Annotated in this window: 13 protein-coding genes; 5 read left to right on the top strand and 8 right to left on the bottom strand. The window is 72.9% G+C overall.

Going from position 1 to position 18669, the window contains the following annotated elements:
* The first annotated feature begins 29 nt into the window (after positions 1 to 29).
* Positions 30 to 980: an FAD-dependent oxidoreductase gene (locus Q5694_RS22600; protein WP_333935046.1), complete on the top strand. Its 951-nt coding sequence runs from the start codon at positions 30 to 32 to the stop codon at positions 978 to 980.
* A gap of 911 nt (positions 981 to 1891) precedes the next feature.
* Here Q5694_RS22600 and Q5694_RS22595 read toward each other — a convergent pair.
* The 3 genes from Q5694_RS22595 to Q5694_RS22585 form a co-directional block, all read right to left on the bottom strand.
* The gene (locus Q5694_RS22595) at positions 1892 to 3616 is read right to left on the bottom strand and encodes a BCCT family transporter (RefSeq protein ID WP_333935045.1); all 1725 of its coding nucleotides are present in this window, start codon (positions 3614 to 3616) and stop codon (positions 1892 to 1894) included.
* Positions 3617 to 3700: 84 nt separating this feature from the next.
* Positions 3701 to 4987 carry a M14 family metallopeptidase gene (locus tag Q5694_RS22590; protein ID WP_333935044.1) on the bottom strand — a complete coding sequence of 429 codons (1287 nt, stop codon included), beginning with the start codon at positions 4985 to 4987 and terminating at the stop codon, positions 3701 to 3703.
* Positions 4984 to 6957: a Xaa-Pro dipeptidyl-peptidase gene (locus tag Q5694_RS22585; protein WP_333935042.1), complete on the bottom strand. Its 1974-nt coding sequence runs from the start codon at positions 6955 to 6957 to the stop codon at positions 4984 to 4986. Before Q5694_RS22585 ends, Q5694_RS22590 begins: the two co-directional genes overlap by 4 nt.
* Positions 6958 to 7158: 201 nt before the next feature.
* On the opposite strand from Q5694_RS22585, the gene Q5694_RS22580 reads away from it, so the two are divergent.
* A complete protein-coding gene (locus tag Q5694_RS22580; RefSeq protein ID WP_333935041.1) occupies positions 7159 to 8667 on the top strand; it encodes a M1 family metallopeptidase in 1509 nt (502 codons plus the stop codon).
* A gap of 172 nt (positions 8668 to 8839) precedes the next feature.
* Positions 8840 to 9727, top strand: coding sequence for an arginase family protein (locus Q5694_RS22575; RefSeq protein ID WP_333935040.1), 888 nt, complete (start codon positions 8840 to 8842; stop codon positions 9725 to 9727).
* Between the two features lie 134 nt (positions 9728 to 9861).
* Here Q5694_RS22575 and Q5694_RS22570 read toward each other — a convergent pair whose 3' ends face one another.
* On the bottom strand, positions 9862 to 11328 hold the full coding sequence (locus tag Q5694_RS22570) for an amino acid permease (protein WP_333935038.1): 1467 nt from the start codon (positions 11326 to 11328) through the stop codon (positions 9862 to 9864).
* A gap of 292 nt (positions 11329 to 11620) precedes the next feature.
* Here Q5694_RS22570 and Q5694_RS22565 point away from each other — a divergent pair, with 292 nt between their 5' ends.
* Positions 11621 to 12337, top strand: a complete 717-nt coding sequence (locus Q5694_RS22565) for a MerR family transcriptional regulator (RefSeq protein ID WP_333935037.1) — start codon at positions 11621 to 11623, stop codon at positions 12335 to 12337.
* Here Q5694_RS22565 and Q5694_RS22560 read toward each other — a convergent pair.
* The 4 genes from Q5694_RS22560 to Q5694_RS22545 all read right to left on the bottom strand — a co-directional run bounded on the left by Q5694_RS22560 (position 12323) and on the right by Q5694_RS22545 (position 17405).
* Positions 12323 to 14509, bottom strand: a complete 2187-nt coding sequence (locus Q5694_RS22560; protein ID WP_333935036.1) for a 3-hydroxyacyl-CoA dehydrogenase NAD-binding domain-containing protein — start codon at positions 14507 to 14509, stop codon at positions 12323 to 12325. The genes Q5694_RS22565 and Q5694_RS22560 overlap by 15 nt on opposite strands.
* A gap of 34 nt (positions 14510 to 14543) precedes the next feature.
* The gene (locus Q5694_RS22555; protein WP_333935035.1) at positions 14544 to 15758 is read right to left on the bottom strand and encodes an acetyl-CoA C-acetyltransferase; all 1215 of its coding nucleotides are present in this window, start codon (positions 15756 to 15758) and stop codon (positions 14544 to 14546) included.
* An 11-nt stretch (positions 15759 to 15769) separates the two neighbouring features.
* The gene (locus Q5694_RS22550; protein WP_333935034.1) at positions 15770 to 16915 is read right to left on the bottom strand and encodes a CaiB/BaiF CoA transferase family protein; all 1146 of its coding nucleotides are present in this window, start codon (positions 16913 to 16915) and stop codon (positions 15770 to 15772) included.
* A gap of 109 nt (positions 16916 to 17024) precedes the next feature.
* Positions 17025 to 17405: an MmcQ/YjbR family DNA-binding protein gene (locus Q5694_RS22545; RefSeq protein ID WP_333935033.1), complete on the bottom strand. Its 381-nt coding sequence runs from the start codon at positions 17403 to 17405 to the stop codon at positions 17025 to 17027.
* A gap of 91 nt (positions 17406 to 17496) precedes the next feature.
* Here Q5694_RS22545 and Q5694_RS22540 point away from each other — a divergent pair, with 91 nt between their 5' ends.
* On the top strand, positions 17497 to 18669 hold the full coding sequence (locus Q5694_RS22540; protein ID WP_333935032.1) for a saccharopine dehydrogenase family protein: 1173 nt from the start codon (positions 17497 to 17499) through the stop codon (positions 18667 to 18669).

Here is an 18669-nt window from a genome sequence, read left to right as displayed (position 1 = left end):
GGCATGGCACATTCCGCTACGGTCCCGGCATGGCGAGCGAGCTGAGTGACGGGATCGTGGTGGTCGGGGGCGGGGTCGTCGGGCTGGCGACGGCGGTGGTGCTCGCCGAGCGGGGGCACCGGGTGCGGGTGTGGACGCGGGACGCGGCGGAGGCGACCACCTCCGCCGTCGCGGGTGCGCTGTGGTGGCCTTACCGCATCGAGCCGATGGCGCTCGCGCGGACGTGGGCCCTGCGGTCGCTGGAGGTGTACGAGGAGCTGGCGGCGGACTCCGGGGCGTCCGGCGTACGCATGGTCGAAGGGGTACTGGGTGACACCCGGTTCGACGAGGTCGACGGGTGGCTCGCGGGCCGGGTGCCCGGGCTGCGGGCGGCCACGGCAGCGGAGTACGCCGGGACGGGCGTGCGGGCGCGGCTGCCGCTGATCGACATGCCCGCCCATCTGCCCTGGCTGCGCGACCGGTTCGTCGCAGCGGGCGGGGTGGTGCAGGCGCGGACGGTGTCCGCCCTCGGGGAGGTGGACGCCAGGGTGGTGGTCAACTGCACGGGGCTGGCCGCGCGCGAGCTGGTGCCGGACCCGGCCGTCAGGGCCGTGCGCGGGCAGCTGGTGGTGGTGGAGAACCCGGGGATCGGCACGTGGCTGGTCGCCGGCGGCGAGGCCGGGGAGCACGCGTACATGTTCCCGCAGCCGGGCGGGCTCGTCCTCGGCGGTACGAGCGAGGAGGACGCCTGGTCGCTGGAGCCGGACCCCGAGACGGCCGAGGCGATCGTACGGCGCTGCGCCGCGCTGCGGCCGGAGATCGCCGGGGCACGGGTGCTGGAGCACCGGGTGGGACTGCGCCCGGTCCGCGACGCGGTCCGCCTGGAGCGCGAGGAACTGCCGGACGGGCGCGTGCTGGTGCACAACTACGGGCACGGCGGCGCGGGCGTCACGGTGGCCTGGGGCTGCGCGGAGGAAGCGGCCCGGCTGGCCACGGCCTGACACCGGCGGGAGCCTTCGGCGACCGGCAGGGACCGACGGACACGGGCGGAGACCGATCGGGAGGGCCCCGCACCAGCGGGAGCCTGCGGGACCGGCGGGGCCAACGAACACAGGCGGGGACCGACCGAACGGCCCCGGGTCGGGTCGGCCCGGGTCGGATCGGGTCGGGTCGGGTCGGGTCGGGTCGGCGGGAGCCTGCAGCGACCGACGGGGACCGACCGCGAACGGCCCGGACCGGCGGGGGCCCACAGCGACCGGCGGGGTCAACGGGCACAGGCGGGGACCGACCGAACGGCCCGGGTCGGGTCAGGTCGGGTCGGGTCGGGTGGGGTCGGCGGGAGCCTGCAGCGACCGACGGGGACCGACCGCGAACGGCCCGGACAGGCGGGAGCCTACAGCGACCGGCGGGGTCAACGGGCACAGGCGGGGACCGACCGAACGGCCCGGGTCGGGTCAGGTCGGGTCGGGTCAAGTCGGGTCGGGTCGGCGGGAGCCTACAGCGACCGGCGGGGACCGACCGCGAACGACCCGGACCGGCGGGAGCCTGCAGCGGCCGGCGGGAACGGCGGGGTCAACGGTCACAGGCGCGAACCGACCACGAAGGCCCCGCGCCAGCGGGAACCGGCAGGGACCGACCGCGAACGGCCCGGACCGGCGGGACCCTGCAGCGACCAGCACGGGCGACGGACACAGGCGGGAATCAACCACGAAGGCCCCGCTTCAGCCGGGTCCTTCGGCGACCGGCGCGAACCGGCGGAGACCGGCGGGGGCCGACCGAATGGCCCGCGCCGGCGGGGCCGCGGCGGAGTGGAGGCGGGCACGACGGCGAGGGCCGTGCGGCGGTGGGGACCCGGGGCAGCGAGAGGGCGGCCCGGGCCGTGGTGGCCGGGCCGCCCTCACCGGGTGGCGGGTCAGTGCTTGCCGACCGGGTCTCCCTCGACGTCCGGGCCGCGGCCCGGTCCGACGCGGAGTTCGAACTCGCCGTCGTACTTGGTGTGGCCCTCGATGACGGCCTGTTCGACGGCCTCGGAGCCCATCCGCTCGCGCACGATCACCGGGTCGCGGCGCAGGTCGCGCATGAGGGCGACGCACATGAAGATCATCACGACGACGAACGGCGCCGCCGCGAGGATCGTGAGGTTCTGCAGGCCCGTCAGGGCGTCGCCCTGCCCGCTGCCGACCAGCAGCATGATGGCGGCCACCGCACCGGTGACCACGCCCCAGAACACGACCACGAAACGGCCCGGTTCGAGCGCGCCCTTCTGCGACAGGGTGCCCATGACGATCGAAGCGGCGTCGGCGCCGGAGACGAAGAAGATGCCGACGAGGACCATCACCAGCAGGCTGGTGACCGTCGCGATCGGGAACTGCTGGAGCACGGCGAAGAGCTGGCCCTCCGGGGTCGTCTCCTTGCCGAGCTGCCCCTCCTGCTGCATCCTCATCGCCGAGCCGCCGAAGACCGCGAACCAGATGAGGCTGACCGTGCTGGGCACGAGGATCACGCCGCCGACGAACTGCCGGATCGTCCGGCCCCGGCTGATCCGCGCGATGAACATGCCGACGAACGGCGTCCAGGAGATCCACCACGCCCAGTAGAAGACCGTCCAGCTGCCCAGCCAGTCGGCGACGCCCTCGCCGCCGCTGGCCTCCGTGCGCCCGGCCAGCTGGGGCAGGTCGCCGAGGTAGGCGAAGACCGACGTGGGCAGCAGGTCCAGCACGATGATGGTCGGGCCGGCGACGAACACGAACAGGGCGAGCACCAGCGCCAGCACCATGTTGGTGTTGGACAGCCACTGGATGCCCTTCTCCACACCGGAGATGGCGGACGCGACGAAGGCCAGGGTCAGCACGGCGATGATCGTGACGAGCAGCCCGGTGCTCACCTCGTCCATCCAGTCCAGCTCCTGGACGCCGGAGCCGATCTGCAGCGCGCCGAGGCCCAGGGACGCGGCGGAGCCGAAGACGGTCGCGATGATCGCGAGGATGTCGATGGCCCGGCCGACGCCTCCGTTGGCGTTCTTCCGGCCGATGAGCGGGGTGAACACGGCGCTGATGGTCTGCCGGCGCCGCCTGCGGAAGGTGCTGTAGGCGATGGCGAGACCGACCACCGCGTAGATGGCCCACGGGTGCAGGGTCCAGTGGAACAGCGTGGTGGCCATGGCCGTTTCCATGCGGTCACCGGAGTCGGCCGGGTCGGTGCCGGGCGGGGCGGTGGTGTAGTGCGACAGCGGCTCGCTCACGCCGTAGAACATCAGGCCGATGCCCATGCCGGCGCTGAACATCATCGCGACCCAGGAGATCGTGCGGAACTCGGGCTCCTCGCCCTCCGCGCCCAGATGGATCCGGCCGTAGCGGCTGATCGCGAGCCAGAGGGCGAAGACGACGAAGCCGGAGGCGGCGAGCATGAACGCCCAGCCCCCGTTGTGCATCAGCCCGCCGAGCATGCTGGTGGAGACGTCCTCGAGCGAGCCGGTCGCGGTGGCGCCCCACACCACGAAGGCCAGGGTGAGCACCGCCGTGACGCCGAAGACGATGCGGTCGGTACGCGGCCGGTCCTGACCTGGCAGACCCGCTTCCGACCCCGGTAGCGCGGTCCCCTCCCGGGAACCCTTGTCGCTTGGTCGTTCTTGCGTCACTGGCGGCACCTTTCATCGGGACAGCAGCGGAGGTGTTGCACCTCCGTAAACGCTGCTACCACGACTGGCGCATTTTCACCCCTGTCAACATGCGGTTTCGGGTGAACCTCCGATCAGGTGGTACTCGGCCCGGTCGTCCAGCAGCAGCGGGACGAGGGCCCGCAGGGGCTGGCGAAGCGGGACGAGGACGCCTTCGCGGTCCTTGCGCACGCGCACGCCGTGCAGGGCGAGTTCGTCCCCCACCTCGGCGTACTGGGCGGCGGTCAGGCGGTAGCCGCAGGGTGGGTCCTGGATGACGTCGGCCGGTTCGGGGGGCTCGTTGTCGGCGCCGCCCACGTAGACCGGGCCGGTGTCCGCCCAGCCCGCGAGCCGGGCCTTCGCCGTGGTGACCTCGATCCGGGCGCGGCGCCGGTCCGCGTAGGCGAACAGCCCGTCCAGGGCGTTCAGTTGCGAGGTCACGCGGCGGCGGTTGTTGAGGGCCTCGTCGGCCCTTTCGGCCTCGGTGAGCGGGTCGACGCGGCTCTCGATGAGCAGACCCACCGCGTGCTTCACCCCGGACATGTTGCGCAGGATCCGCTCCTGCCCGTCCCCGGCGACCTGCCGGACCGGCTCACCCGTGGCCGGGTCGGTCCAGATGCCGTAGGTGCCGGTGGAGTGGCCCGCCCGCCGGGCGGCGGGGCGCACGTACGCCTCGGACAGGGTCCGTGCCTCGTCGTGGACGTCCTCGTCGGTGTTGAGGTTGCGCGGCCACAGGTCGAACAGGTCCTTGTCGTAGTACGGGGGTGTGGCGCCGTACTCGTGCAGGTCGTAGACGATGTCGGGGCGCTGGTCGCGGATGACCGCGGCCAGGGCGCGGCCCTCGGCGGTGCGCAGGGCGAGGTGGTCGCGGTTGATGTCGACGCCGTCGCCGTTGCCCCGGGTGCCGGCCGCCCGGCCGTCGGGGTTGGCGGTGGGCACGACCAGGACCGTGGTGCGGTCCAGGAACCGCCGGGTGCGGCTGTCGCGCGCGAGCGCGAGGTCGCGGACGGTGGTCAGGCAGGCCTCTCGGCCGGCGGGTTCGTCGCCGTGCTGGCTGCACACGAGGAGCACCGTGCCGGGGCTCTTCCCGCTGCCGATGCGGACCAGCTGGAGCGGGCGGCCCTGCTCGGTGGTGCCGAAGCGGGTCACCGAGGCGCGGTCGCTCGACCGGTCGACGGCCCGCAGGAAGCCCTGTTCTTCGGGCTGGGTGGTCCAGCGGGCGCCGCCCGTCCGCTCGAAGCCGGTGCGCGGCGGCGTGTCGGCGGCCGCCCGGGCCGGTGCGGCGACCAGGCACGCGGCGAGCGCGGCGGTGGTCGCGATCAGTGCTGCGACGGGGGCGGTGCGGCGGCTCATCGGCCTCCCTCCGGGACGCGGTGGGTGGTGCGCGGTTCCTCCACGCCGTCCAGTGCGGTGGCGCCGGGGGGCGCGGGCGCGGTGCCCGAGGTGGCGCGGGCGAAGGCGGCGGCTCCGCCCGCGAACGGGACGCGTGCCGAGGTGCGGGACAGGTCGAGCGTGAGCTTCGGCTTGTCGGCCGGAGGGTCGATCAGGCCCTGGTCGGTGCCGGCGACGATCAGCGCCAGGCGGTGGCCCTTGCGCACCACGTGGTCGGTGGCCGCGAGGTCGAGGGTGATCGTGTACCGCTTGCCCGGGGTGAGCGGCGAGCCCGCGAGAGCGGAGGCGTGGTTGCCGAGGTCGGCCCAGCCGCGGCTGACGACCGTGTAGTCGACGTCGGCGGTCTTTGCCTCGGTCTCCTTGAAGCAGGAGCTGTCGCCCGGTGTGCTCGCTCCCCAGCAACTGCGGTTTGCGAGCGTGACGATGCCCTCGCCGGGGTCGGCGTAGTCGCGGACGGTGGCGGGGCCGACGTCGACGAGCACGGCGGACAGGTGCGCCGTCGGGGTGGAGGGCGTCGCCGTGACGGTGACCTTCGAGGAACCGGCCAGGCGCAGGTCCCGGGTGAGCGGACGCGTGGTGAACCCGGCCTTCTCCGGGGTCGGCTCGTCGATGTGCGCGGCCCAGTCGGTCTCGTTCAGCCGCGGGTCGTCGGTGAAGGTCTCGGTGCCGTGGCCGCGGCGCAGTCCGAGGGTGCCCACGCCGGCCTGAGTGCCCCGGTCGGGCCGCAGGGTGGCGGCTCGGGTACCGCTCGGCGGCCAGGTCCGGGAGGTGTCCCAGACGTCGGGCGCGCGTTCGATGTCGGCCATGGGCTCGCGGTCGATGCCGTTGTCGTAGCCCATGAGTTCGTGGTCGAACCAGCGGTGCAGGGTCTCGACCCAGGCGCCGCGCCGGAAGTCGAAGGGGTCGACGTGGCCGGTCTGGGAGAGCCAGATCTTGCGCTGGACGCCGTTCTTCGCCAGCGCGTCCCACCACTGGCCGACGTGCTTCATGCGGACGTTGAGGTCCTGCATGCCGTGGACGAGGAAGACGCTGGCCTTCACCTTGCGGGCGGCCCGCACGTAGTCGCGCTCCGTCCACAGCGGGGTCCAGTCGCCGGTGCGCGGGGCGCCCTCGGTCAGCTTCTGCTGGACGGGGCCGCACTTGGCGCGGGCGGCGGGGCTGTTGACGTAGTCCGACAGCCACTCGGGGCCGGAGTCGTAGAGCGGGGCGCCCTGCTGGAAGTAGTAGTCGTACCAGGAGGAGATGGCGCTGATGGGGACGATGGTCTCCAGTCCCTCGACGCCGGTGGCGGCGACCCCGTTGGCGATGGTGCCGTCCCAGCTCTTGCCGATCATCCCGGTGCGGCCGTCGGTCCAGCCCGCTGTGGCGCGGGTCGTGCCGGTGCGCGTGGTGTACGCCTTGGCGCGGCCGTTGAGCCAGTCGACCACGGCCTTCGCGGACCGCACGTCGGAGCGGCCGCCGACGTCGACGCAGCCGTCCGAGCGGTTGGTTCCGGCCAGGTCCACCCCGACGAAGGCGTAGCCGCGTGGCACGAAGTAGTTGTCGTAGTAGAGCGGCATCTGCACGACGTCGCCGTTCGCGTCGTACGTCTTCTTCTGGCTCTCGTTGCCGCGCCCGCAGCAGGAGTAGTACGGGCTGGCGTCCATGATGACGGGCACCTTGCGGCCCTGGCGGGCGGGTTCGCGGGGGCGGACGATGTCGACGGCGACCCGGTCGGTCCTCCCGTCGCGGTCGCCGTCGAGTCCGGTGTCCACCCAGACGGCTTCCCGGACGGCGTCCGCGTAGGAGTGGACGGGCCGGCTGCCGCCGGACGCGGCGGATGCGGCGGAGGCGGCGGCCGGGGCCACCGGGGTCAGCAGGGTGGCCATCAGGGCGGCCGTGGCCGCCGTCGCGAGCGGTCTCCAGGTCGTGAAGCGCGTGCGTTTCGGCATGCGCCGGACGCTACATCGGCGAACTCCCGTTCAGAAGAGGGCAGCTGACGGCCCGGCGTGTCATGAAGGACCCTGCGGGGGCGGCGCCGCGTGTCGGCCGAATGGCGATCGTGTGACAGCAGGGGCCATGGACATGACTAGCGGCTCAGGTGGTGAATAGGTTCGTCACAGACCTCGGGACCCTACGACTTGGAGCCTTGCGTGCACCGCAGAATCATCGCGCCGGGAGCCCTGGCAGCGGCGGCCACCCTGCTGGCGATCCCGGCATCGGCCGCCTCCCTCTCCCCCGGCGCGCCGGGTGTCGGCGACCCCTACTACCCGGCCTACGGCAACGGCGGCTACGACGTCTCGCACTACGACCTGAGACTGAAGTACCAGCCGGCCACCGACGAACTGGAGGGCACGGCGACCCTCGTCGCCCGCACCACACAGGACCTGACGAGCTTCAACCTGGACTTCCTGCTCGACGTCACCGAGGTGCGCGTCAACGGCGCCACGGCCGCGTACCGCACCTCGGGCGAGCAGGAACTGGAGATCACACCGAGGAAGCCGCTGGCCCAGGGCGCACCCGTCACGGTCGTGGTGCGTTACCGCGGAGTGCCTTCCTCGAAGAAGGCGTTCGGGTTCACCAGCTGGCACCGCACCCCGGACGGGGGTGTCGCCGCCAACGAGCCCGAGGCGGCGGCCTGGTGGTTCCCGAGCAACGACCATCCGCTCGACAAGGCCACCTACGACGTGTCCGTACTGGTCCCGGACGGCACCCAGGCCATCTCCAACGGCAGGCTGCAGTCGACGAGTTCGCGCCTCGGCTGGACCCGCTGGAACTGGCGCTCGAACAAGCCGCAGGCCACGTACCTCGCCACGCTGGCGGTCGGCAGGTTCGACATCACCACCGGCACGAGCGAGAGCGGCATCCCGGTCCTCAACGCCTACAGCGAGGACCTCGGCGACAACGCCGGTGCGGCCAGGGCGAGCATCGAGCGGACCGGGGAGATCGCGGACTGGCTGGCCGGGTACTTCGGGCCGTACCCCTACGACGCACTCGGCGGGTACGTGCCGAACACGAACACCGGGTACGCGCTGGAGACGCAGACGCGGCCGTTCTACAGCCCGCGGCAGTTCGCGAACGGGTCGAACGTGTCCGTCGTGGTGCACGAGCTGGCCCACCAGTGGTACGGGGACTCCGTGTCGCTGAAGCGCTGGAAGGACATCTGGATCAACGAGGGCTTCGCGCGGTACGCGCAGTGGCTGTGGTCGGAGCACGAGGGCGAGGGCACGGCGCAGGAACTCGCCGACCACGTCTACGCCTCGCACCCCGCCGACGACCCGTTCTGGACGGTCCGGCCCGGCGATCCCGGCCCGGACAACCAGTTCGACATCGCGGTCTACGACCGGGGCGCACTGGCCGTCCAGGCCCTGCGCAACAAGGTCGGCGACGAGGCGTTCTTCGCGATCCTCAAGGGCTGGCCGCGGACGTACGCGCACGGCAACGCGTCGGTCGCCGACTTCCGGCGCTACGCCGAGGAGGTGTCCGGCAAGCCGCTGGCCGCGCTGTTCGACACCTGGCTGTTCCAGCCGTCGAAGCCGGGGGCGCCGGCGGCGCGGGCCGCGGCGCTGGCGAAGGGGCCGGGGGCCGTGAAGCAGCCGAGGTCCTGGAAGAAGATCGCCGCCACGAACGGGGTGCACGGGCGGACGCCCCACCGGCACTGACGCGCCCCGCCGGGCCCGGCGGTCTACGGTGGGCCCATGCGCACCCGGTGCCGGTTGCCGGGGGCGTGTGGGCTCGGCGGTGACGCGGCCGGGCGGTGAGGCGACCGAAGGTGCACCGGCCGGCCGGTGAGTGAGACCGGCCGTGCAAGGGCGGGTCGGTGGAGGAGGCGGCGTGCGGGACGTGGCGATCGTCGAGGCGCCGTCCGTGCTGGGGCTGCGGCCCACCGGCGTGGAGGAGCTGCCGGGGGCGCTGCTCGGGGCCGGGCTCGCCGAGGGGCTGGGCGCGGTGCGGGCGGGGCGGGTGGAGCCGCCGCCGTACGACGCGCGGCGGGATCCGACGACCGGGCTGCTGAACGGGGACGGGATCGCGGCCTACTCCGGCGCGCTGGCCGACGCCGTGGGCGCCGTCCTGGACGAGGGCCGTTTCCCGGTGGTGCTCGGCGGCGACTGCAGCGTGCTGCTGGGGGCCCTGCTCGCGCTGCGCCGCCGGGACCGGCACGGCCTGCTGTTCCTGGACGGCCACAGCGCCTTCTACCAGCCCGCGGCGGAGCCGGCCGGCGAGGTGGCGTCCATGGAGCTCGCCCTGGCCACCGGCCGGGGGCCGCGGGTGCTGGCCGACCTGGAGGGCAGGGGACCGCTGGTCCGGGACGAGGACGTCGTCGCCCTGGGCTTCCGGGACGCGGAGGAGGCCGCGGCGTACGGGATGCAGCCGCTGCCGGACGCGCTGCACGCGATGGACCTGGACACCGTGCGTGCGCTGGGCGCGGGCGAGGCCGCCCAGCGGGCGGTAGAGCTGCTGACCGGCGGCGGCGCGGACGCGGGCTACTGGGTCCACCTCGACGCCGACGTGCTGGACGACGCGGTGATGCCGGCCGTGGACCACCGCCGGCCGGACGGTCTGTCCTGGCAGGACCTGGAGACCGTGCTCCGGACGGCGCTGCGCGGCGACGGCGCGGCGGGCCTCACCGTCACGATCCTCAACCCCCGCCTCGACCCGACGGGAGCGACCACCCACCACCTGACCGCCTGCCTGCTCCGGGCTTTCGACGGGCAGAGCTGAGAGCGGATCGTCGCCGGTTGTCCTCCCGGGCGAGGTCGCCGTCCTGCGCGGCGACGCGACGGTGGCGCCGTCCGAGGCGCAGGGCACTCCGGCACGACGCCACCTTCCGAAGGAGCCGTCGAGCGGCTTCCGCGCTACTTCGTCAGCTGTGACAGCTCCTGGTCGGTGGTCCGCGACACGCGGCGGCGGATGCCGAACCAGCCCGCGATCAGCATGAGTGCGATCACCGGGACGAGCAGCAGGGTCTTGCGGCCGACCTCCGGGTCGTTCCACATCATGCCGAGGCAGGCCAGCAGGAAGGCGATCGTGGCGATCTCCGTGACCGGGCTGCCGAAGAGGCGGAAGGTGGGGCGGCTGATCATGCCCGCCTTGGCGCGGCGGACGAAGACCAGGTGGCAGATCATGATGATCACCCAGGTGCTGATGATGCCCAGCGAGGCGACGTTCAGCACGATCTCGAACGCCTGGGCCGGCACGAGGAAGTTCAGGCCGACGCCCAGCACGCACACCGCGCAGGTGAGCAGGATGCCGCCGTAGGGGACCTGGCTGCCGTTCATGCGGGCGGTGAACTTCGGCGCGGAGCCGGCCATCGCCATGGAACGCAGGATGCGGCCCGTGGAGTACAGGCCCGAGTTGAGGGAGGACATCGCGGCCGTCAGGACCACCAGGTTCATCACGTCGCCCGCCGCCGGGACGCCGATCTTCGACAGCACCGTGACGAAGGGGCTCTGGTCGGCCGAGTAGACCGAGCCGGGCAGCAGCAGGGCCAGCAGGACGACCGAGCCGACGTAGAAGAGACCGACCCGCCACATGATCGAGTTTACGGCCCGCGGGACGACCTTCTCCGGCTCCGCGGTCTCGCCCGCGGCGACACCGACCAGCTCCAGCGCGGCGTACGCGAAGATCACGCCCTGCATCACCAGGACGACGGGCATCAGGCCGTGCGGGAAGACGCCGCCGTTGTCGGTGATCACGCTCAGGCCCGGGGTCTGGCCGCCGACCTCCCGCTGGGTGGCGAGCAGGAAGATGCCGATCAGCATGAAGCCGACGAGCGTCGCGACCTTGATGATCGCGAACCAGAACTCCATCTCGCCGAAGATCTTCACCGAGATCAGGTTCACGGCCAGCACCACGGCGAGGGCGATCAGCGCGAGCACCCACTGCGGGATGTCGGTGAACATGCTCCAGTAGTGCGTGTAGAGCGCGATGGCGGTGATGTCGGCGATGCCGGTGGTCGACCAGTTCAGGAAGTACATCCAGCCGGCGACGTAGGCACCCTTCTCACCGAGGAACTCGCGCGCGTACGACACGAAGGAGCCGGAGGAGGGACGGTACAGGACCAGCTCGCCCAGCGCCCGCACCACGAAGAAGGCGAAGATGCCGCAGACCAGGTAGGCGATCGCCAGCGCGGGGCCGGCGTTGTGCAGGCGCCCGCCGGCGCCGAGGAAGAGTCCGGTGCCGATCGCGCCGCCGATGGCGATCATGTTGACGTGGCGGGCCTTGAGGTCCTTGCTGTAGCCGGCGTCGCCCGCGTCCGCGGGCACCTGGGCCGCATCGGTACGCGGCGTGGCCGCAGCCGTGTTCACGGCGTCCTTGCTCACGGGTGGTTCCACTCTCTGGATCGCCCCTGGGCGTCATGGGCCCGGGGTCCGTACAGTGCGCTGGCCCGCACCACCCTTGTGACGCGGCACAGACCAAGGCAGCACTTTCCCACACGCCTCGGTTCGCACACGGTGACCGGTGTCACAGAGCGTGACTTCTCACAAGGTCCACCCGGGACGCCCACAGCGGCCGCTCCACGTTCACCGTTCGGTCGTCACGGGACGCGCTCGTTACCGCCCGAAGGTGCGGGTGAGGTTTCACAGCACTGGTGGGACAGCGATACTGCTGCACATGACGACCGACACCGGGGAGCCGACCCTCACGATCGACGAGCTGGCCGCCCGGGCCGGCGTCACCGTGCGCACGGTCCGCTTCTACGGGACCAAGGGCCTGCTGCCGCCGCCGGTGCTCGGCCCGCGGCGCGTCGGGCACTACGGGCGCGAGCACCTGGCCCGGCTCGCCCTGATCGAGGAGCTGCAGCACCAGGGCATGACCCTGGCCGGCATCGAGCGCCATCTGCGGCAACTCCCGCCCGACCTGAGCCCGCACGATCTCGCCGTCCACCGGGCGGTGGTGGCCTCCTGGTCACCGGAGACCGTCGAGACGGTCACCCGGGAGGCGCTGGTGCGGCGGGCGGGGCGGCCGCTGGACGACGAGGACGTCGAGCGGCTCGTCGCCATGGGTGTGATCCGGCCGGTGGACGGCGGCTACGAGGCCGATCTCGGCCTGCTGCGGCTCGGCGTGGGCCTGCTGGACGTGCCCCTGTCGCAGCAGGCCATCTCCGCGGCGCGCACGGTACTGCTGGAGCACGCGCGCGCCGCGGCCCGGGAGCTGTCGGACCTCTTCCGCGGTGAGGTCGCGGAACGGGACGCACAGGACGTGCGGTCCCTGTCCGCGCACATGCACCCCCTGGTGGTGCAGGCGCTCCTCACCGCGTTCCAGCGGTCGCTGAAGGAGGAGCTGGGCCAGTGGCTGACCGGTGCTCCGGGCGGCTCAGCCGCGGGCTGAGTCGCTGAACCGCTCCCCCTTCCCGGCCTTCTCCACCAGCAGCGCGGGCGGCGTGAACCGGTCGCCGTAGCGCTCGGCGAGTTCCCGCGCGCGGGCCACGAAGCCGGCCGGGCCGCCCTCGTAGCCGTTGATGTACTGGAGCACGCCGCCGGTCCAGCCCGGGAAGCCGATGCCGAGGATCGAGCCGATGTTGGCGTCGGCGACGGAGGTCAGCACGCCCTCCTCCAGCAGCCGGACGGTGTCCAGCGCCTCGGAGAACAGCATGCGTTCCTGCATGTCCGCGAAGGGGATGCGGTGGCCGGGCCGGGTGAAGTGCTCGCGCAGCCCCGGCCAGAGCCCGGCGCGCTTGCCGTCCTCGTCGTAGTCGTAGAAGCCGGCGCCGCCGCTGCGGCCGGTGCGGCCGAACTCGTCGACCATGCGGTCGATGACGGCCTCGGCGGGGTGGGGCGTCCAGGTGCCGCCGGCCTCCTCGACCGCCCGCTTCGTCTCGGCCCGGATCTTGCGGGGCAGGGTCAGCGTCAGCTCGTCCATGAGGGACAGCACCTTGGCCGGGTAGCCGGCCTGGGCGGCGGCCTGTTCGACCGACGCGGGCTCGATGCCCTCGCCGACCATGGCGACGCCCTCGTTGATGAAGTGGCCGATGACGCGGGAGGTGAAGAAGCCGCGCGAGTCGTTGACGACGATCGGCGTCTTGTTGATCTGCCGGACCAGGTCGAAGGCGCGGGCCAGGGCCTCCTCGCCGGTGCGCTCGCCCTTGATGATCTCGACGAGCGGCATCTTGTCGACCGGCGAGAAGAAGTGCAGTCCGATGAAGTCGGCCTGCCGCTCGACGCCTTCGGCGAGGGCGGTGATGGGCAGGGTGGAGGTGTTGGAGCACAGCAGCGCGTCGGGGGCGAGGACGTGCTGGATCTCCTGGAACACCTTGTGCTTGAGGGAGGTGTCCTCGAAGACGGCCTCGATGACCGCGTCGCAGCCGGCCAGGTCCTGGACCTCGGCGGTGGGCGTGATGCGGGCCAGCAGGGCGTCGGCCTTCTCCTGGGTCGTCCGGCCCTTGGCGACGGCCTTGGCGCACAGCTTCTCGGAGTAGCCCTTGCCCTTGACGGCGGCCTCCAGGGACACGTCCTTCAGCACGACGTCGATGCCGGCGCGGGCACAGGAGTAGGCGATGCCCGCGCCCATCATGCCGGCGCCGAGGACGGCGACCCTGCCGACCTTGCGGGGCTCGACGCCCTTGGGGCGGTTGGCGCCGGAGTTGACGGCCTGCAGGTCGAAGAAGAACGCCTGGATCATGTTCTTCGAGGTCTGGCCCGCGGCCAGTTCGACGAAGTAGCGGGCTTCGATGACCTGCGCGGTCTCGAAGTCGACCTGGGCGCCCTCGACGGCCGCGGCGAGGATGTTGCGCGGGGCGGGGTAGGGGGCGCCGCCCGTCTGCTTGCGCAGGGTGGCCGGGAAGGCGGGCAGGTTGGCCGCGAACCTGGGGTCGGCTGGGGTGCCGCCGGGGATCTTGTAGCCCGGCCGGTCCCAGGGCTGCTGCGACTCGGGGTGGGCGTCGATGAACGCCTTCGCCTTGGCCAGGAGTTCGTCGTGCGTGTCGGCGACCTCGTCGACGAGGCCGTTGTCGAGGGCGCGGCGGGGGCTGTACTGGGTGCCCTGGAGGAGGACCTTCAGCAGGGCGTCGGCGATGCCCAGCAGGCGGACCGTGCGGACGACGCCGCCGCCTCCGGGCAGCAGGCCGAGGGTGACCTCGGGGCAGCCGATCTTCGAGCCGGGCGCGTCCAGGGCGATCCGGTGGTGGCAGGCCAGGGCGATCTCGTAACCGCCGCCCAGGGCAGCGCCGTTGAGGGCGGCGACGACGGGCTTGCCGAGGGTCTCGATGCGGCGCAGGTTCCGCTTGATGGCCATGCCGCCGTCGAACAGCTCCTGGGCCGTCTCGGGCGTGACGCGGATGAGGTCGCGCAGGTCGCCGCCGGCGAAGAAGGTCTTCTTGGCGGAGGTGATGATGACGCCCCGGATGGAGTCCTTCTCGGCCTCCAGCCGGTCCGTGACCGCGGCGAGTGAGTCGCGGAACGCCTGGTTCATGGTGTTCGCGGACTGGTTCGGGTCGTCGAGGACCAGGGTGACGAGGCCGGTGCGGTCCTGCTCCCAGCGGATGGTGGTGGGCTCAGTGCTCATGTGGAGGTGCTCCGTGTGATCCGTCGGGAGGGGGTCAGATGCGCTCGACGATGGTGGCGACGCCCATGCCGCCGCCGACGCACAGCGTGGCGAGGCCGTAGCGCTTGTCCTGGCGCTCCAGCTCGTCGACGAGGGTGCCGAGGATCATCGCGCCGGTGGCGCCGAGGGGGTGGCCGAGCGCGATCGCGCCGCCGTTGACGTTGACCTTGTCCAGGGACAGGCCCATGTCCTTCACGAAGCGCAGCACGACCGCCGCGAACGCCTCGTTGATCTCGACGAGGTCGATGTCGTCGATGGTCAGCCCGGCCTTGGCGAGGGCCTTGCGGGTGGCGGGGGCGGGGCCGGTGAGCATGATGGTGGGCTCGGAGCCGGAGACGGCGGCGGAGACGATCCGCGCGCGGGGTGTGAGGCCGTGGCGCTCGCCGACCTCCTTGGAGCCGATCGCGACGAGCGAGGCGCCGTCGACGATGCCCGAGGAGTTGCCCGCGTGGTGGACGTGGTCGATCTTCTCCACCCAGTGGTACTGCTGGAGCGCCACGGCGTCGAAGCCGCCGAGCTCGCCGATGTCCGCGAAGGACGGCTTCAGCTTGGCCAGGGAGTCGGCGGTGGTGCCGGGGCGCGGGAACTCGTCGCGGTCGAGGACGACGAGCCCGTTGCGGTCCTTCACGGGGACGACGGACCGGTCGAAGCGGCCGTCCTTCATGGCGGTGGCGGCCCGCTCCTGGGAGAGCGCGGCGTACTCGTCGACGTCCCGGCGGGAGAAGCCCTCGATGGTGGCGATGAGGTCGGCGCCGATGCCCTGCGGCACGAAGTTGACCTGGAGGTTGGTCATCGGGTCGTTGAACCAGGCGCCGCCGTCGGAGGCCATGGGCACGCGGGACATCGACTCGACGCCCCCGGCGAGGACGAGGTCCTCCCAGCCGGAACGGACCTTCGCGGCGGCCAGGTTGACGGCTTCAAGGCCCGAGGCACAGAAGCGGTTCTCCTGGACGCCGGCGACGGTGTCGGGCAGCCCGGCGGCGATGGCCGCGATCCGCGCGATGTCGGACCCCTGGTCGCCGACCGGGCCGACGACGCCGAGGACGATGTCGTCGACGGCGGCCGGGTCGAGGCCCGGGAAGCGGGCGCGGATCTCGTGGATGAGCCCGACGACCAGGTCGATGGGCTTGGCGCCGTGCAGGGCGCCGTTGGCCTTGCCGCGCCCGCGCGGGGTGCGGATCGCGTCGTACACGTACGCTTCGGTGCTCACGAGGAGGCCTTTCACTGAGGGTTTCGGGACGCTGGGAGCAGCCCGGGCACGTCCCACTCCCGGGCGACGTCCGCCGTGTCGGCACCCGGCCGGGCCGGGCCGCTGCGCACGGTGGTCGGGGTCGCGGAGAAGCGGGGGGCCGGGGCGGGCTGGGTGATGCCGCCGTGGTCGGTGAAGGTGCCGCGGGTGGCCAGGTGCGGGTGGTGGGGCGCCTCGCGCAGTGACAGCACGGGCGCCACGCACGCGTCCGTGCCGTCGAAGACGGCCGTCCACTCGTCCCGGGTGCGGGCCTTGAAACGGGCGGCGATCTCCTCGCGCAGTTCGTCCCAGCGGGTGACGTCCGCGTGGGCGCCGGCCCGGTCCCCGATGCCGAGCAGGGCCAGGAACTCCGCGTAGAACCGCGGCTCCAGGGCACCGACCGCCATGTACCGGCCGTCGGCCGTCTCGTAGGTGCCGTAGTAGGGGCAGCCGCCGTCCAGGAGGTTGGCGCCGCGGCGGTCCTGCCAGACGCCGGCGGCGAGCATGCCGTGGATCATCGTGGCGAGGTGGGCGGTGCCGTCGACGATGGCCGCGTCGACGACCTGCCCGGTCCCGGTCGCCCGGGCGTGGTGGAGGGCGGCGAGGACACCGACGGCGAGGTAGAGGGAGCCGCCGGCGTAGTCGCCGAGCAGGTTGGCGGGGGCCGGCGGCGGCGCGCCGGGGTTGCCGATCATGCCGAGGGCGCCGGTGGGGGCGAGGTAGGCGATGTCGTGCCCGGCGCGACGCGCGAGCGGTCCGTCCTGGCCCCAGCCGGTCATCCGGCCGTAGACCAGGCGCGGGTTGCGGGCGTGGCAGGGCTCGGGCCCGACGCCGAGGCGCTCGGCGACCCCGGGGCGGTACCCCTCGATCAGGGCGTCGGCGCGGGCGACGAGGTCGAGCACCCGCCCGGCGCCGTCGGGGGACTTCAGGTCGACGATCACCGAGCGCTTGTTGCGGTTGGTGACGTCGAACGCCGGGTCGATGCCGAGGCCGGGACCGCCGGGCCGGTCCACGCGCACCACGTCGGCGCCGAGGTCGGCCAGGAGCATGGCGGCGAACGGGCCGGGCCCGATGCCCGCCAGCTCGACGACCCGCACTCCGGTGAGCGGGCCGTGCCCTGGCGTCCTTGCCGTGGTCATCCAGCCCCCAGTGCTGTGACACAACCGATGTAACACCAGCGATGCTAAGAACGCGTTCCACTCGGCACAAGCCCTCAACGAGCAAGCGCTTAGCAATCTGCCGCACGGGTCAGCTCGCGTCCAGCTCCGCGGTGAGCCGCTTCGGCGCGATCACCCGGTAGCTCTCCTCCACCCAGTCGCACAGCAGCTCCGCCGCGGGCGCGCCCTGCCCCTCCAGGGGGATGCTCACCCAGCCCGCCCTGCCCAGTCCGTACCCGGTGGGCTCGGCGCCGGGGCAGGCGAGCGCGTGGGCGTGGGCCGTCTCGTCGGTGAGCTTCACCGTCACCCCCAGGGGCTGGCTGCCGTCCTCGGCGCCGAGGAAGACGAACACCTTCCTGTTGACCTTCACGACCGACTCGCCCCAGGGGAACTCCTCGACGGCGCCCGGCAGCCCCAGCGCGAACGCGCGCACCTTCTCCCGCTTCTTCAGGGCATTTCTGGGCAGGGCCATGGCGTTCCTCCGGGCTCGTCGTCGCGCTCCGCACCCCTCACGCTAGCCTCGGCCACCGACAGCGGCACGGGCTGCACGACCGAGGGGTGTCATGAGCAGGCAAAGCAGGACGGACCGTCCGTACGACATCGTGCTCTTCGGAGCCACGAGTTTCGCCGGTGCGCTCACCGCCGAGTACCTCGCCGCGCACGCGCCCGAGGGGCTGCGCTGGGCGATCGCGGGCCGCAGCGCCGAGAAGCTGCGGCGGCTGAGCGAGGGGCTGCCCGCCGGGGTCGGCGTGGTGCGGGCGGACGCCCGCGACCCGGCCTCCCTGCGCGAGCTGGCAGGGAACGCGCGGGTGGTGGCGACCACGGTCGGGCCGTACATCGCCTATGGCGAGGAGCTGGTGGCCGCCTGCGCGGACGCCGGGACCGACTACCTCGACCTGTGCGGCGAGCCGGAGTTCGTGGACCTGATGTACGTCCGGCACGACGCACGCGCGCGGGAGACCGGGGCACGGCTGGTGCACGCCGCCGGGTTCGACTCGGTCCCGCACGACCTGGGCGTGTACTTCACGGTGCAGCAGCTCCCCGAGGACGTGCCGCTGAGCGTCGAGGGGTTCGTCACGGCCGACGGGGCGTTCTCGGGCGGGACCTTCGCCTCGGCCCTCAACCAGATCGCGCGGCAGCGGCAGATGGCGGCGGCCGCACGGGACCGGCGGCGGCACGAGCCGCGGCTGGTGGGGCGGCGGGCGTCGGCGCCGCTCGGTGCGCCGCGCTTCGCGAGGGAAGTCGGCGCCTGGGCGCTGCCGATGCCGACCATCGACCCGCAGATCGTGCGGCGCTCGGCGGCGGCGCTCGACCGCTACGGGCCCGACTTCCGCTACCGCCAGTACGCCGCCGTACGGCACCTGCCCGTGGCGGTGGGCGGGGTCGCGGCCCTCGGCGCGCTCGTCGCGGCGGCCCAGGTGCCGCCCGCGCGGCGCTGGTTGTCGGGCCGGCTCGAGCCCGGCGAGGGGCCCGATGCGCAGAAGCGGGCCGAGAGCTGGTTCTCGGTGCGGTTCGTGGGCGAGGGCGGCGGCCGGCGGGTGTACACGGAGGTCTCGGGCGGCGATCCCGGCTACGACGAGACGGCGAAGATGCTCGCCGAGTCCGCCCTGTGTCTGGCCTTCGACGACCTGCCGGGCACCGCGGGGCAGGTCACCACGGCGGTGGCGATGGGCGACGCCCTGATCGGCCGGCTGCGCGCGGCGGGCATCCGCTTCCGCGTGGCGGCGACCAGGTGA

The organism is Streptomyces sp. AHA2, assembly GCF_036857595.1.
Lineage (GTDB): Bacteria > Actinomycetota > Actinomycetes > Streptomycetales > Streptomycetaceae > Streptomyces.
The sequence above is the reverse complement of the archived record's forward strand: the minus strand, read 5'-3'. Positions and strand labels throughout refer to the sequence as shown.

What these genes read in the sequence shown, in the direction of transcription:
- Q5694_RS22600 (WP_333935046.1), top strand. Translation starts at nt 30, where the DNA reads ATGGCGAGCGAGCTGAGTGACGGGATCGTGGTGGTCGGGGGCGGGGTC.
- Q5694_RS22590 (WP_333935044.1), bottom strand. Translation starts at nt 4,987, where the DNA reads ATGAGCCGCCGCACCGCCCCCGTCGCAGCACTGATCGCGACCACCGCC.
- Q5694_RS22585 (WP_333935042.1), bottom strand. Translation starts at nt 6,957, where the DNA reads ATGCCGAAACGCACGCGCTTCACGACCTGGAGACCGCTCGCGACGGCG.
- Q5694_RS22565 (WP_333935037.1), top strand. Translation starts at nt 11,621, where the DNA reads ATGACGACCGACACCGGGGAGCCGACCCTCACGATCGACGAGCTGGCC.
- Q5694_RS22560 (WP_333935036.1), bottom strand. Translation starts at nt 14,509, where the DNA reads ATGAGCACTGAGCCCACCACCATCCGCTGGGAGCAGGACCGCACCGGC.
- Q5694_RS22550 (WP_333935034.1), bottom strand. Translation starts at nt 16,915, where the DNA reads ATGACCACGGCAAGGACGCCAGGGCACGGCCCGCTCACCGGAGTGCGG.
- Q5694_RS22545 (WP_333935033.1), bottom strand. Translation starts at nt 17,405, where the DNA reads ATGGCCCTGCCCAGAAATGCCCTGAAGAAGCGGGAGAAGGTGCGCGCG.
- Q5694_RS22540 (WP_333935032.1), top strand. Translation starts at nt 17,497, where the DNA reads ATGAGCAGGCAAAGCAGGACGGACCGTCCGTACGACATCGTGCTCTTC.